This window comes from Corynebacterium vitaeruminis DSM 20294 (assembly GCF_000550805.1).
Lineage (GTDB): Bacteria > Actinomycetota > Actinomycetes > Mycobacteriales > Mycobacteriaceae > Corynebacterium > Corynebacterium vitaeruminis.
Genome location: NZ_CP004353.1, coordinates 2,756,695 through 2,770,703 on the forward strand (window position 1 = coordinate 2,756,695; position 14,009 = coordinate 2,770,703).

The window sequence follows — 14,009 nt, forward strand, 5'->3', positions numbered from 1 at the left end:
CGGTCGTCGCCGCCCCGGTCCAGGCACGGCGAAGGCCCTCCCCACCTGCGCGTTTGCAGGAGAGACGGGCCGAATCCCTTCCGCACGCGAGGGGAAACCCCTCGCGTGGTTTAGGTCACGCCGCCGAAGGTGAACGTCGAAAAGCGAAAGCGTATTACTTCTTCTTCGCGAACTCCTCGCGCACGCGCTGGCCGAGCTCGGCGTCGACGTTGGTCCAGTACTCGTAGACGCGGGCCTCCACACCCTCGGAGATGCCCCGCATGGCGTTGGTGATGTTGTCCACGAGCCGGGCCTTGGCGCCGTCGTCCATGACCTCGCGGTAGAGGATGCCCGCCTGGATGAAGTCGTCGTCCTCGGGGTGCTTGACGTAGGCAGCGCGGACCAGATCGGTGCCGTGCGGGTCCGGGTTGACGTAGTAGTCGGCCGCCTGACCGTAGGAAACGCCCGACGAGGAGGTCTCGCCGTCGTCCAGGTAGCCCGCGCCCTTGTCGAAGCGGTTCGGCGAGTACACCGGCGCGTCGGCGGGGTTGAACTGGTACGCCATCGGCCCCTGGTGGGAGTAGGTGTTGACCGGATGCAGCGGCTGGTTGACCGGCAGCTGGCGGTAGTTCGGGCCGATGCGGTAGCGCTGGGCGTCCGCGTAGGCGAACGCGCGGGCCATGAGCATGCGGTCGGGGCTAAGCCCCACGCCTGGCACTAGGTTGCCGGGGTCAAGTGCCAGCTGCTCGATCTGCGCGAAGAAGTTGCGCGGGTTGCGGTTGAGCACGAAGTAGCCGACGTCGATGAGCGGGTAGTCCTTCTGCGACCAGGTCTTGGTCAGGTCGAAGGGGTTCCAGCGGTAGGTCTCCGCCTCCTCGAACGGCATGATCTGCACCTTGACGTCCCAGATGGGGAAGTCGCCGCGCTCGATGGCGTTGAAGAGGTCCTCGCGCTGGTAGTCGGCGTTCTTGCCCGCCATCTCCTCGGCCTCGGCGTCGGTGAAGGTCTCCCAGCCCTGGCGGGTCTTGAAGTGGTACTTGATCCACACCGGGGTTCCCTCGGCGTTGATCCACTGGAAGGTGTGCGAGCCGAATCCGTCCTGGTGGCGGGAGGTCTTCGGGGTGCCGCGGTCGCCCATGAGGTAGGTGACCTGGTGCGCGGACTCCGGCGTGCGGGTCCAGAAGTCCCACTGGGCGTCGGCGCTGCGCAGGCCGGAGGGCCCGACGCGCTTCTGCGAGTGGATGAAGTCGGGGAACTTGATGCCGTCGCGCAGGAAGAAGGTGGGGGTGTTGTTGCCGACGATGTCGTAGTTGCCGTCCTCGGTGTAGAAGCGCAGCGCGAACCCGTGCACGTCGCGCCAGGTGTCCGGGGAACCCTGCTCGCCGGCGACGGTGGAGAAACGCACGGCCATGGGCGTGACGGTGCCGGGCTGGAACAGCTTGGCTTTGGTGTACTGGGACACGTCGTGGGTGATGTGCAGCTCGCCGAAGGCCCCGTGGCCCTTGGCGTGCGGGTTGCGCTCCGGCACGCGCTCGCGGTTGAAGTGCGCGAGCTTCTCGATGAGGTGGATGTCGTTGAGGATGTTGGGGCCCTGCGGTCCCGCGGTGATGGAGACGTTCTCGCTGGCCACGGGCGCACCGTTGAGCTGGGTGGTGTGCCCGGTGGGGGCTGGGACCTCGCCGCTGGCGAGGATCTTGTCGGTGGGGGAAGTCATGATAACTCTCCTCTTTTTAAATTGGCTTATAAAACCGGGAATGATTAATAGCCTACATTGAGAAGAAAAACTTCGCAACAGCTAGAAACAATTAATGTTTTCCTTTTAATTGCTTTCGCTTAACGACGCCTACGGTCACTAATCCGATGACGCACGGCGCCTTTGCTAGGATTGTTATCCATGAGACGAAGCGAGCACACCGATGCGCACGATGCGCGCGTGACCGAGCTCGCCCTCAAGGCCGGGCGCGGCGACCGGGTCGCGCTCACCGAGTTCATCAAGGCCACCCAGAACGACGTCTGGCGCCTGCTCGCCCACCTGGGCGGCACCGAGATTGCCGACGACCTCACCCAGGAGACCTACCTGCGCGTCATCGGCGCGCTTCCCCGCTTCGCGGCCCGCTCCTCGGCGCGCACGTGGCTGCTCTCGCTGGCCCGGCGCGTGTGGGTGGACAACATCCGCCACGACATGGCCAGGCCCCGCAAGTCCGCGGCCGAGATCGAGTCCGTCGACGCGCCCGCGGAATCCACCTGGTCCGAGTGGGTGGACATGCGCATCCTCATCGATCAGCTGCCCGCCGAACGCCGCGAGGCGCTCATCCTCACCCAGGTGCTCGGCTACTCCTACGAGGAGGCCGCCAAGATCGCCGACGTGCGCATCGGCACGATCCGCTCGCGCGTGGCCCGCGCACGCGCCGACATCGTGGAGGCCGCGGGCACCGGCGGCCAGCGCGAGGCCATGTAGAACCAAAACGAACCCGCTGCGATGCAGCGGGTTCGTTTTATTTAGTAGGTACGCCCCTGTCACGGGTACGTCCTTATGACGGGAACTTCGTTATCACGGGAACGGCCCTATGACGGGAACGACCTTATTACGGGAACGGCCCATGGCCGTTCCCCCTAGACGAACAGCTCAGCGATCTGGATGGCGTTGAGCGCGGCCCCCTTGCGCAGGTTGTCGCCGGAGACGACCAGCACGAGGCCCTTGTTGTCGTCCACCGTCTGGTCCTGGCGGATGCGCCCAACCAGTGACTCGTCGTGGCCTGCGGCGGCCAGAGGGGTGGGCACGTCGACAACCTTGACACCCGCGGCCTTGCCGAGGATCTCGCGAGCCTCGTCCGGGGTGATGGCCTTGTCGAACTCGGCGTGGACGACCATGGTGTGGCCGGTGAAGACCGGGACGCGCACGCAGGTGCCAGCGACCTTCAGGTCCGGCAGGCCCAGGATCTTGCGGGACTCGTTGCGCAGCTTCTGTTCCTCGTCGGTCTCCTCGGTGCCGTCGTCAACGAGGTTGCCGGCGAACGGCAGCGCGTTGTAGGCGATCGGGGCGACGTAGGGGCCGAGCTCCGCCGGGGCCATGACGGATCCGTCGTGGACCAGCTCGATGGCACGGTCACCGATCTCGGCGACCTGCTTGATCAGGGTCTCCACGCCGGCCAGGCCGGAGCCGGAGACGGCCTGGTAGGAGGCGACGTGCATCTTGTTCAGCCCGGCGACGTCGTGCAGGGCCTTCATGACCGGCATGATGGACATGGTGGTGCAGTTCGGGTTGGCGATGATGCCCTTGACCAGCCCCTCGCGGGCCTCCGGGTTCACCTCGGAGACGATCAGCGGGACCTCGTCATCCTTGCGCCACGCGGAAGAGTTGTCAACGACCTTCACGCCAGCCGCGGCGAACAGCGGGGCGTACTGCTTGGACGTGCCGCCACCCGCGGAGAACAGCGCCAGATCGATACCCTTGAGGGTCTCTTCGGTCTGCTTCGCCAGATCCTCGACGACGATCTCCTCGCCACGGAAGGACAGAGTCGAGCCTGCGGAACGGGCGGAGGCGAAGAAACGGACGTTGGTGCACGGGAAGTTGCGCTGCTCGAGCAGGTCGCGCATGACGCGACCGACCTGTCCGGTGGCTCCAACTACAGCGACAGTCGTCATTGTTTTCCTTTCTCATACGGCATGATCGCGCTTTCTCCTATACTAGCCTCCCCGCCCCATCAAACGGCACTATGGGGAACGGCTCACAAAGAGAGCTGCCACCTGCGACATTTCTACCCACACCGGGCTCGCGACCCACTCGTGGCCCACCAACACCGCAGAAAAACACACAAGGAGCCAGTATAAGAGGCGGGATCCTGAAAATAGCTTAGAGTTGAAGGCCCGCCTGCTTGTCACTTCTTGGTGAATATAATCCTCACGCCACGGCGTTTCCGGGGCTCCAAACCGAAACGCTTCCGAAGTCTAGGATGGGCGCCAAGACAGTTGATCCACGACTCCGCAAAGGAGAAAGTCATGATTATCTTCCCACTCCCCATCATCATTCACGGTGTTCCAATAACGGGATCGTCGCTTATCGACGGCCTAGGTGGGCTATTTTCCCACATCTATGACCTCGTCTCGGGGCTCGGCAGCACGCTACTGTCCTCCTTCTAACCCAAAGGGGCCCTGCTTCCGCAATGGAAGCAGGGCCCCTTTGGTTTCCGAATAAACTAGCGGCCGGTGCCAGCGTAGACGGTGGCCTCGGTCTCGCCGCCGAGCTCGAAGGCCTCGTGGATGGCGCGGGCGGCCTCGTCGAGGTCGGACTCGCGGATGAGCACGGAGATGCGGATCTCAGAGGTCGAGATCAGCTCGATGTTGATGCCCTTGTCGCGCAGCGCCTCGCAGAAGGTCGCGGTGACGCCCGGGTGGGACTTCATGCCCGCGCCGACCAGCGAGATCTTGCCGATCTGGTCGTCGTAGAGGACCTTCTCCCAGCCGAACTTCTCCTTCAGCGGGTTGAGCAGCGCCATGGCGCGGGGGCCGTCGGCGCGCGGGCAGGTGAAGGTGATGTCGGTCTTGCCGTCCTCGAGGGAGGAGATGTTCTGCAGCACCATGTCGATGTTGATCTCGGCATCGGCAAGCGCACGGAACACGGTGGCGGCGGCGCCCGGGGAGTCCGGGATGCCGAGGACGGTGATCTTTGCTTCGGACTTGTCGGTGGCTACACCGCTGAGTACTGCTTCTTCCACAGGAATATCCTCCATTGAACCGGCGACCAGGGTGCCGGGGTCGTTGCTGTAAGACGAACGGACGCGCAGGGGCACGCCGAATGCGCGGGCGTACTCGACGCTGCGCAAGACAAGAATCTTGGAGCCCACGGCCGCAAGCTCGAGCATCTCCTCGAAGGAGAGCTTCTCGAGCTTCTGCGCGTTGGGCACGATGCGGGGATCCGCGGTGTAGACGCCGTCGACGTCCGAGTAGATCTCGCAGACGTCGGCGCCCAGCGCCGCCGCGAGGGCGACGGCGGTGGTGTCCGAGCCGCCGCGGCCCAGGGTGGTGACGTCCTTGGTCTCGCGGTTCACGCCCTGGAAACCGGCGACGAGGCAGATCTTTCCCTCGTCGAGGGCCTCGCGCACGCGGCCCGGGGTGACGTCCACGATGCGGGCGTTGCCGTGGCGCTCGGTGGTGAGCACGCCGGCCTGCGAGCCGGTGAACGACTGCGCCTGAGCGCCGAAGGACTCGATGGCCATGGCCACCAGCGCGTTGGAGATGCGCTCGCCGGCGGTGAGCAGCATGTCCATCTCGCGGGCCGGCGGGACCGGGTTGACCTGGGCCGCGAGGTCGAGCAGCTCGTCGGTGGTGTCGCCCATGGCGGAGCAGACGACCACGACGTCGTGGCCCTGCTTCTTGGTGGCGACAATCCGTTCAGCAACACGGCGGATGCGTTCTGCGCTCTCCAGCGAAGAACCTCCATACTTCTGTACGATCAGTGCCACGGGCGTCACCCTTTCCTTAACAGGCCTAACAAGCTTCGAAGAGATCATACGATGCCCGCGCTGCGCTCGCAGTTTGGGTCGCGTGAGCCCGTCCTCGGCCGTCACCTGCGTCATAGTTGTCAGTTGGTTTTTCAGTTTAGCAATAGAAATACCCCGGGCAGCTCTCCCACCCGATAATATGCACCATCTCACAGAGTAAGACGCGCGCGGGATTTGTACCCCCGCCCCACGTCGATCCCTTAATCCAAAGTTTTCCCCGCTAACCTTGGGACGTGCACTCCAACCTTTTGGCAGCTTTTTTCGCCCTTGCCTCCGCGCTCACCATCGCCTGGGGCACCGTTGTGAGGCACCGCATCGCGGAGCAGGCCCCCGCCGACGGCTCCGTCCACGGCTCCCCGATCATCGCCGCAGCCTCGCGCCCCATGTGGTGGGCCGGCACCGCCACCGCCCTGCTCGGTTACGCGCTCCAAGTGGTGGCGCTAGCCTTTGGCACGTTGCTTGTGGTCCAGCCCATCCTGGTGTTGTCGCTGATGTTCACGCTCCCGCTTTCCGCGCGTTACGACGGCCGAAGGATGGCGACCGACGAGCTCGGCTGGGCCACAGCCCTGACCGTGGCCGTGGGCGTGCTCGTCATCATGGGCGATCCGCTGCCCGGTAACCCCCAGCCTCCGATGAACCGGTGGCTTCCGGCGCTGGCCGTAGGCGTCGTCACGCTTGGCGTGCTACACCTCCTCTCGCGCCGCAGCGACCCCAACCGGCGCGCCCTACTACTGGGCACCATCACCGGCGGCATCTACGGCTACGTGGCCGTGCTGTCGAAGGCGACCGTCGACGTGATCACGCACGAGGGGCTCCTGGCCTTGGCGACCACCTGGCAGGGCTACTCGCTGGCCGCGGGAGCGATCCTGGGCACGATCGTGCAGCAGTACGCCTTCAACGCGGGACGGCTGCGCAACTCCCTGCCCGCGATGACCATCATCGAGCCGATCTTCGCCTTCGTGCTAGGCTACACGGTCCTCGGCGAGAAGTTCCAGGTCAGCGGGTGGAACTGGGCGATCATGGCGCTGTCGCTGGTGGTGATGATTCTCTCCACCATTGCGCTGTCCAGCCGCCGCGTCGGCTAACATTTTTGGTTCTTTTTTGGTTTTTCCAAAACGCGCTCTTAGGCCCCTCACCGGGCCTTTTCTTTTTGGCTTCGTGTGAAAAATGCCATATTTCGGCCCCAAACGGGCACATTCGCACATATTCGGGCATAATGGGGTGCGAAGGGCACGGTAGCTTCTCGAAGTCTTTCTTGACTGTTCTAACCACAGCCTAGGTGAGCGGACACGTGCCTGCAGGACTAGCACGCTTTGACCCCAGACCACACGGTCGAACCAGGAAGGTAACCATGAAGGAAATCGTCGGAAACAAGGTCGTTCTCATTGGCGCTGGCGACGTCGGAGTCGCCTACGCATTCGCACTGGTCAACCAGGGAACCGTTGACCACCTGGCCATCATCGACATCGACGAGAAGAAGCTCGAGGGCAACGTCAAGGACCTCAACCACGGCGTCGTGTGGGCCGCCAGCCGCACCAAGGTCACCAAGGGCACCTACGAGGACTGCCGCGACGCCGCCATGGTCGTCATCTGCGCGGGCGCCGCTCAGAAGCCGGGCGAGACCCGCCTGCAGCTCGTGGGCAAGAACATGAAGATCATGAAGTCCATCGTCGACGAGGTCATGGCCAACGGCTTCGACGGCATCTTCCTAGTCGCCTCCAACCCGGTCGACATCCTGACCTACGCCGTCTGGCAGTACTCCGGCCTGGATTGGCACCGCGTCATCGGCTCCGGCACGGTCCTCGACTCCGCACGCTTCCGCTACATGCTCGGCGAGCGCTTCAAGGTCGCCCCTTCCTCCATCCACGCCTACATCATCGGCGAGCACGGCGACACCGAGCTCCCCGTCCTCTCCTCCGCCACCGTCGCCGGCATCTCCATGCGCAAGCAGCTCGAGCGCGACCCGAACCTCGAGGGCGAGATGGAGAAGATCTTCGAGGACACCCGCGACGCCGCCTACAAGATCATCGAGGAGAAGGGCTCCACCTCCTACGGCATCGGCATGGGCCTGGCCCGCCTCACCCGCGCCGTCATCCACAACCAGGAGGTCGCACTGCCTTGCTCCGCACTCCTCGAGGGACAGTACGGCCAGGACAATATCTACATCGGCACCCCGGCCGTGATTAACCGCGGCGGCATCAACCGCGTCATCGAGCTGGAGCTTTCCGACTCCGAGATGCAGCGCTTCACCAAGTCCGCCGAGACCCTCCGCGCCATCCAGGAAGAGTTCTTCCCGGCCAGGTAGTTTCTCTACCTGCTCCACAGCTCCCGCGGGAACTCCCCGCGGGAGCTGTTGCTTTTCCGCGCCGCCTCCAGCGATCTCAGCCACCTTCCCGTGCGCATCGACTCCGAGTCGACCCTAACGACCGTGAGCCCCACGCTGCTCAGCGCGTGCTGGCGCGCTAGGTCTTTGCGCATCGCGTCCACCGGCTCGTCGCCGAAGGTGCCCCGATACTTGTCCTTGCCGTCGTATTCCACCGCCGCCCACAGGGCCGGGAACAGGAAGTCGACCCGGCCGATGAACTCACCGTCGTGCCCGCGGACGGTGACCTGCTGAATGAAGTCCCGGAAACCTGCCTCCTCCATGAGGTAGCGCAGCCTCGTCTCCTGCGGGCTTTCCGACAGCGCGCTCGCCCTCACCAGCACCTCCCGCGCCGCCCCGATGCCCGTCATCCCCGTCTTCGACTCGACGTTGCGCTCGAGCGCCGCCATCGAGACGAGCTGCCGGTTGAGGCACGCGTCCGCGGCGACGAGGCCGTCGACGACGCCGTGCCAGCGGGCGCAGTCGACCACCGCGTCAACGATGCTGGTTACCCGGACCGTGAGCGGCTTCAGCGCCATCCTCTGCGCAGTTAGCTGCGTTTTCCTTGGTGGAGGGTGCACGATAATCGACTTCCTGCGCGAACGCCCGATCCCGTATGCCTCGACCTCCCAGGGAACATCGCCATAGGGCAGCCCTCGGATAGCCAACGCCGCCTTCCCAGCACCAATGAGGCTCGGGTTGGCGTGCAAATGCGCCAGCGAGCGACACATGAACTGGTGCCAGGCCGGCAGCTTTGAATAGAGCCCGCCATTGATATAGACGCCCGCGCAGAGCTTGGCCAGCTCTCCCTTTCGCGCCTGCGCGTAGATTTCCTTACGGCGCTTTTCGGGCTGCCCTCTCGTGAGATGAATCCCCGACCTCATGTTTGCTCCCGTCTATCGCTGGGTCTTTCGGCATTCCCAGCACGCATAGACGTAGACGCGCGGATTCAGGATCCGCCTCCCCAAAATCCGCGCGCACAGCCACGCTTCTCCCACAAAACCCCAGGTCGCTTTCCTTGAATGACCGCAGATGCGCGGTGTCCGGTTTCGGCAGCGCCAAAATCCGCGCATTTGCCGTTTTCGAGATTCGAAGCCAGTCTTGGGCTTGAGAAATACGGGCCTCTTTGCACATCGGCAGACGCGCGGATTCAGGATCTCCCCACACCGAAATCCGGCTCTTCTCGATTTAGAGTGCGTTGATCCGGTCCTGCAGCTGGCCGGAGTGGATCAGCGACCGCAAGATGTAGTGGTCGAGGTTCCTGAACCCTAGGGCGATGCCGCGTAGATGCTCCAGCCTGCCGTTGATGGCCTCGACCGGACCGTTGGATGCGCCGATATCGAAGTACGCCAGGATGTCGTGCCGTCGGCGCCACAGGGTCCGGCCGAGTTGCGCCAGCTCCTCCAGCCCCGTCGGTAGGCCCTTGCGCAGGGTGCCGATCACCCTGCCCATCAACTTCTTGCCCCGCGCTCTGTCCGGCTGACCATAGGCACTGACCAGGTCCTGGTAGAACTCCCAGGTCACCTGCAACGCGACGTAGTCATCGTCGGTGTCCCACAGCCGATCCAGGCGCTGGCGCTGCCGGTCGGTGAGGAAATCGGTCCTGGTCAGCAGCGCCCGGCGGTGCTTGTACAGCGGATCGTCTTTCTGCCCCCGACGTCCGGTGGTTTCTCGCTGCAGGCGTTGCCGACACCCGCTGAGCTTCTCTGCAGCTAGGTGGACGACGTGGAACGGGTCCATGACTTTGCGCGCCGCAGGGAGAGAGTGGTCGACGGCGGTGGCGTAGCCGGTGAACCCGTCCATCGTCACGACCTGCACCCCGGCCCGGAAGTCCGGGTCCCGCTCACCCAGCCAGGTCTTCAGGACGTCTGCGGACCGCCCCGGGCGCATGTCGATCAGACGTGCCGGGCCTGCCCCGTCGGTCAGCGGGGTCAGGTCCACCAGCACGGTGACCATCGAAGACGGCTCGCCGGGTCGGCGGGTGTGTTTCCAGACGTGCTCATCGACGCCGAGGACCCGGACCCCAGCCAGGTGGGAGGGGTCAGCGTAGACCATGCTCCGGGCCGCGGTGACGGCGACGGTATTGACCAACTCCCAGCCGATTCCGAGAGCCTTCGCCGTGGCGGCCACGCTCATACGGTCGATGGCGAGGCGTTGGAGGATCCAGCGGGTCACCCGGTGGGTGAGTTTCGCCCCGTCGTCAGCGCAGGCCAGTGAGGTCTGGAAGATCTTCCTGCTGCAGGTGGGGTTGGTGCATGTGAAGCGGGGTACCCGGACGTTCAGGCGGGTGGGGAACCCCACGACCGGTAGGTCGACGAGTCGACGTCGGATGTGGTCCCGCTTCACCCCAGGCATCGCGCAGTCCGGGCAGGTGTCGGCTACGTCCACCGGCTCGGCGTTGATGATGGTGAGGGTGCCGGCGTCGGCGGCATCGGTGATCGTCAGACCGAGTTCTGCGGTGCGGCAGATGGTGTCGGCGACGAGGTTGCCAGTAGGGTGCACGGTAGGGTCCTGGTTCGGTCAGATGGAAGCTTCGCAACTCTCATCTGGTACCGGCCAGGGCCTCTGTATGTTGTACCACCCCGCGTCCCGCCCTTCAGCTATCTACGCACTCCGAACCGCGAAGAGCCCGAAATCCGCGCATACGCGCATACGCACTACCTAAAATCCCAGGTGGCGGCTCCCGCAACAACACAGATGCGCGGCTTTTGGAGAATGCCAGACCGAAACCCGCGCATTTGCCCAACTGCCATTCCCCTAGAAAAGGCGAAAACCGCCGTGCCACCGTTCCAAAGAAGAACGGCAGCGCGGCGGCTCAAGAAGCCTTGCGGCCTAGCGCAGCGCGCGGTTGACCGCGGAGGTCACGGCCTTCAGCGAAGCGTAGGTGATGGAGCCGGCGATGCCGACGCCCCACACCTTCTGGCCGTTGACGTCGGCCAGGATGTAGGCGGCTGCCTCGGCGTCGTCACCAGCGGTGCGGGCGTGCTGCTCGTACTCCTGGACCTCGACGTCGATGCCCAGCTTCTCCAGGGCGTTGGCGTAGGCCGCGATCGGGCCGTTGCCGTGGCCCTCGATGACGATCTCCTCGCCGTTGTAGACGACGGTCGCGGCGACGCGGGCCTCGTCCTTCTCGGTCTGGGCCGCGTCAACGCGGACGGAGATCTGCTCCAGCGGGGCGGTGGCGTCCAGGTACTCGCGGGCGAAGATGTCCCACATGTTCTTGGAGTTGACCTCGCCGCCCTCGGCGTCGGTGACCTCCTGGACCACGCCGGAGAACTCGACCTGCATCGGGCGCGGCAGCGCCATGCCGTGGTCGGTCTTCATGATGTAGGCGACGCCGCCCTTGCCGGACTGGGAGTTCACGCGGATGACGGCCTCGTAGTTGCGGCCGACGTCCTTCGGGTCGATCGGCAGGTAAGGAACCTCCCAGACCTCGCCGCGCAGCTCCTCCCAGGCCACGTCGGTGTGGGTCGCACCCGGGCGCAGGCGAGAGGCCATGGCGTCCAGGCCCTTGTTGACGGCGTCCTGGTGGGAGCCGGAGAAGGCGGTGAACACCAGCTCGCCGCCGTAGGGGTGGCGCTCCGGCACGCGCAGCTGGTTGCAGTACTCGACGGTGCGGCGGATCTGGTCGATGTCGGAGAAGTCGATCTGCGGGTCCACGCCCTGGGTCAGCATGTTCAGGCCCAGGGTGATCAGGTCGACGTTGCCGGTGCGCTCGCCGTTGCCGAACAGGCAGCCCTCGATGCGGTCAGCGCCAGCCATGTAGCCCAGCTCGGCGGTGGCCACGCCGGTGCCGCGGTCGTTGTGCGGGTGCAGCGACAGGATGATGGAGTCGCGGCGCTTCAGGTTGCGGTCCATCCACTCGATGGAGTCGGCGTAGACGTTCGGGGTGATCATCTCGACGGTGGACGGCAGGTTGATGATGATCGGGTTCTCCGGGGTCGGGTCCATGACCTCGACCACGGCGTCCACAACCTCCTTGGCGTACTCGACCTCGGTGCCGGTGTAGGACTCCGGCGAGTACTCCCAGCGCCAGTTGGTGTCTGGGTAGTCCACGGCGATGGTCTTGATCAGCTCGGCAGCGTCGGTGGCCAGCTTCTTGATGGCCTCCTTGTCCTTACGGAACACGACCTCGCGCTGCAGGATGGAGGTGGAGTTGTAGAAGTGGACGATGACGTTCTTGGCGCCAGCGCAGGCCTCGAAGGTGCGGCGGATCAGGTGCTCGCGGGCCTGGACCAGGACCTGGATGGTGACGTCGTCCGGGATCATGTTGTTCTCGATGATCTCGCGCACGAAGTCGAAGTCGGTCTGGGAGGCGGACGGGAAGCCGACCTCGATCTCCTTGTAGCCCATCTTGACCAGCAGGTTGAACATGCGGCGCTTGCGCTCTGGGCTCATCGGGTCGATCAGGGCCTGGTTGCCGTCGCGCAGGTCGACCGCGCACCACTGCGGGGCGACGGTGATCTTCTTGTCCGGCCAGGTGCGGTCCGGCAGGCTGAAGTCCTGCACCTCGACGGAGTAGGGCTGGTAGCGCCCCACCGGCATGGCGGAGTTGCGCTGCTTGTTCCACTTTGGCTGGCCCGGCGCGAAGTCGCCGGACGGGGTGGTGATGTCTGCGGGGGCGGAGATGAATGCGTCAGAAGGAGACATGGGTGTTTATTCCTCAAGAAGATAGAAAAGAGCAGGGATTTCGCGTGATGGGGGCCCGGGGTGTTAATCAGGCAACGGGGCTACCGCCGCAGCTTATGAAAGAGGGCAGTAACACGACCGGCGTACACCAAACTCCGCGACGGGATGCCGGCCGAAAATTTAAGCCTGTGACCCGCCGCGGCGTAGAAGGAGAAGTCGTCCGCGAATATCCGCGCGACGCTGAAAACCGCGTTGCATGCGTCACAGCATACACTCTTGTTCGCAAAAGTGCGTAGCGGAAAGGAAAAAATTAGCACCGCGGCGCAGACGGGTGTAACCGCCGTGTCGCGGGGATTCGATAGGCTTTCACGGTGTGGGGATCCATGAGCTAAGGAAAACGAATGACGAGTGAAACCGTAGGCGTCGACAAGCGGGAATGGGGCATTGCCGCGGCGCTGTTCGCGCTGACCTCGGCGATCCGGCTCGCGTTCGTTATGTGGATGGCCAACGGCTCGGTGCTGGCGGCGCTGCGCAAGTGGGACGGGTCCATCTACGAGGAGATCGCGCACTTCGGCTACTTTTCCGCGAATGGAACCGGGCCCGCGGACCCGTCGGTCTATGAGAAGCGGCTGGCGTTCTTCCCCGGATTCCCCGCGCTCATTCGCGCGCTCACCCAGGTCACGGGCATGAACGCGACCGCGGCAGGCCTCGTCGTTGCCTCCGTCGCGGGCGTGGCCATGACGGCGGGCATGATGGCGCTGGCGGGCACGCTCGGGGCGGGCCGAACCGGGCGCATCGCGGCGGCGATCCTGCTGCTGGGGGCACCCATGTCGCTGACGTTCAATATGGTCTACACGGAGGCGCCGTTCCTCGCGCTGTCGCTCTGGGGGCTGGTGGCGATGGTGCGCAGGAGGTGGCTTCTCGCGGCCGGATTCGTGTTCTTTGCTGGCTTCTTCCGCCTCACCGCGGTCGACCTGTGGCTGGCGTTGCTGCTGGTCCTCGCGGTGTACGCCCGCCGCGAGTGGAGGGCGTGGCTGGCGGCGGTCCTAGCCGCGGCACCGCTGGTCGGCTTCATCGCGTACGCGTCGAGCTTCACGCGCGACGTCGGCGGCTACTTCGGCCTGCAAACGAAGGGGTGGCACTCCACGTTCGACTTCGGCCGCGCAACGGTGCGCTGGATCGCGGCGCAGCTGCCCGACACCCACGAGTTCGGCTACCTGTTGTCCATCGGCGTCATTTTCGCCGCGGTGGCCAGCTGCTTTTTCGCTTTTCGACGGCTACCGTGGGCGATCTGGCTCTTCGGGGCGGGCGTGGTGGCCAACGTCGTGCTCTCCGACGGGATCATGCACTCCCGCCCGCGGCTTTTGCTGCCCGCCATCGTGCTGCTCATCCCGCTGGCGCTGCGGATAGCGGGCGGCACCGGGCGCGGCGAAAGGATCGCGCTGGGGCTCGGTTGGGTCGTGTTCGGCGCGTGGGCGTCCGCGCACATGGTGCTGGTCTTCCAGTGGGCGATCTAGGCCTTCGCTTGCGCTGCGAAC

General features: G+C 64.9%; 12 protein-coding genes. 6 read left to right on the top strand and 6 right to left on the bottom strand.

The window, feature by feature from the left end; genetic code table 11:
* Nucleotides 1-154: 154 nt before the first annotated feature.
* Nucleotides 155-1,693, bottom strand: a complete 1,539-nt coding sequence (locus tag B843_RS12400) for a catalase (RefSeq protein WP_025253811.1) — start codon at nucleotides 1,691-1,693, stop codon at nucleotides 155-157.
* Nucleotides 1,694-1,873: 180 nt separating this feature from the next.
* Between B843_RS12400 and B843_RS12405 the strand changes: the two genes are divergently transcribed.
* Nucleotides 1,874-2,437 carry an RNA polymerase sigma factor gene (locus B843_RS12405; RefSeq protein WP_025253812.1) on the top strand — a complete coding sequence of 188 codons (564 nt, stop codon included), beginning with the start codon at nucleotides 1,874-1,876 and terminating at the stop codon, nucleotides 2,435-2,437.
* Nucleotides 2,438-2,592: 155 nt separating this feature from the next.
* On the opposite strand, the gene B843_RS12410 is transcribed toward B843_RS12405, so the two are convergent.
* Complete coding sequence (locus tag B843_RS12410) at nucleotides 2,593-3,624, bottom strand: aspartate-semialdehyde dehydrogenase (RefSeq protein WP_025253813.1); 1,032 nt, start codon at nucleotides 3,622-3,624, stop codon at nucleotides 2,593-2,595.
* Nucleotides 3,625-3,978: 354 nt separating this feature from the next.
* Between B843_RS12410 and B843_RS13960 the strand changes: the two genes are divergently transcribed.
* On the top strand, nucleotides 3,979-4,119 hold the full coding sequence (locus B843_RS13960) for a hypothetical protein (protein ID WP_169729859.1): 141 nt from the start codon (nucleotides 3,979-3,981) through the stop codon (nucleotides 4,117-4,119).
* A gap of 56 nt (nucleotides 4,120-4,175) precedes the next feature.
* On the opposite strand, the gene B843_RS12415 is transcribed toward B843_RS13960, so the two are convergent.
* On the bottom strand, nucleotides 4,176-5,441 hold the full coding sequence (locus B843_RS12415; RefSeq protein WP_025253814.1) for an aspartate kinase: 1,266 nt from the start codon (nucleotides 5,439-5,441) through the stop codon (nucleotides 4,176-4,178).
* A gap of 272 nt (nucleotides 5,442-5,713) precedes the next feature.
* Between B843_RS12415 and B843_RS12420 the strand changes: the two genes are divergently transcribed.
* Both B843_RS12420 and B843_RS12425 read left to right on the top strand, forming a co-directional pair.
* Nucleotides 5,714-6,565 carry a DMT family transporter gene (locus B843_RS12420; RefSeq protein ID WP_025253815.1) on the top strand — a complete coding sequence of 284 codons (852 nt, stop codon included), beginning with the start codon at nucleotides 5,714-5,716 and terminating at the stop codon, nucleotides 6,563-6,565.
* Nucleotides 6,566-6,831: 266 nt separating this feature from the next.
* Entirely contained in the window at nucleotides 6,832-7,785 is a 954-nt protein-coding gene (locus tag B843_RS12425) for an L-lactate dehydrogenase (protein WP_025253816.1), read from the top strand.
* Nucleotides 7,786-7,790: 5 nt separating this feature from the next.
* Here B843_RS12425 and B843_RS13870 read toward each other — a convergent pair whose 3' ends face one another.
* From B843_RS13870 to leuA, 3 genes are all read right to left on the bottom strand, one after another.
* Nucleotides 7,791-8,381, bottom strand: coding sequence for a hypothetical protein (locus B843_RS13870; protein ID WP_155895165.1), 591 nt, complete (start codon nucleotides 8,379-8,381; stop codon nucleotides 7,791-7,793).
* Nucleotides 8,382-9,030: 649 nt separating this feature from the next.
* Nucleotides 9,031-10,344, bottom strand: coding sequence for an ISL3 family transposase (locus B843_RS12435; RefSeq protein WP_025253818.1), 1,314 nt, complete (start codon nucleotides 10,342-10,344; stop codon nucleotides 9,031-9,033).
* Between the two features lie 330 nt (nucleotides 10,345-10,674).
* On the bottom strand, nucleotides 10,675-12,492 hold the full coding sequence (leuA, locus tag B843_RS12440; RefSeq protein WP_025253819.1) for a 2-isopropylmalate synthase: 1,818 nt from the start codon (nucleotides 12,490-12,492) through the stop codon (nucleotides 10,675-10,677).
* 2 nt (nucleotides 12,493-12,494) lie between these two features.
* Here leuA and B843_RS13875 point away from each other — a divergent pair, with 2 nt between their 5' ends.
* Together B843_RS13875 and B843_RS12445 are read left to right on the top strand one after the other, a co-directional pair.
* Entirely contained in the window at nucleotides 12,495-12,767 is a 273-nt protein-coding gene (locus B843_RS13875) for a hypothetical protein (protein WP_155895166.1), read from the top strand.
* 105 nt (nucleotides 12,768-12,872) lie between these two features.
* Nucleotides 12,873-13,988 (top strand): hypothetical protein, encoded by a 1,116-nt coding sequence (locus tag B843_RS12445; protein WP_025253820.1) that lies wholly within the window; start codon nucleotides 12,873-12,875, stop codon nucleotides 13,986-13,988.
* Nucleotides 13,989-14,009 lie beyond the last annotated feature (21 nt).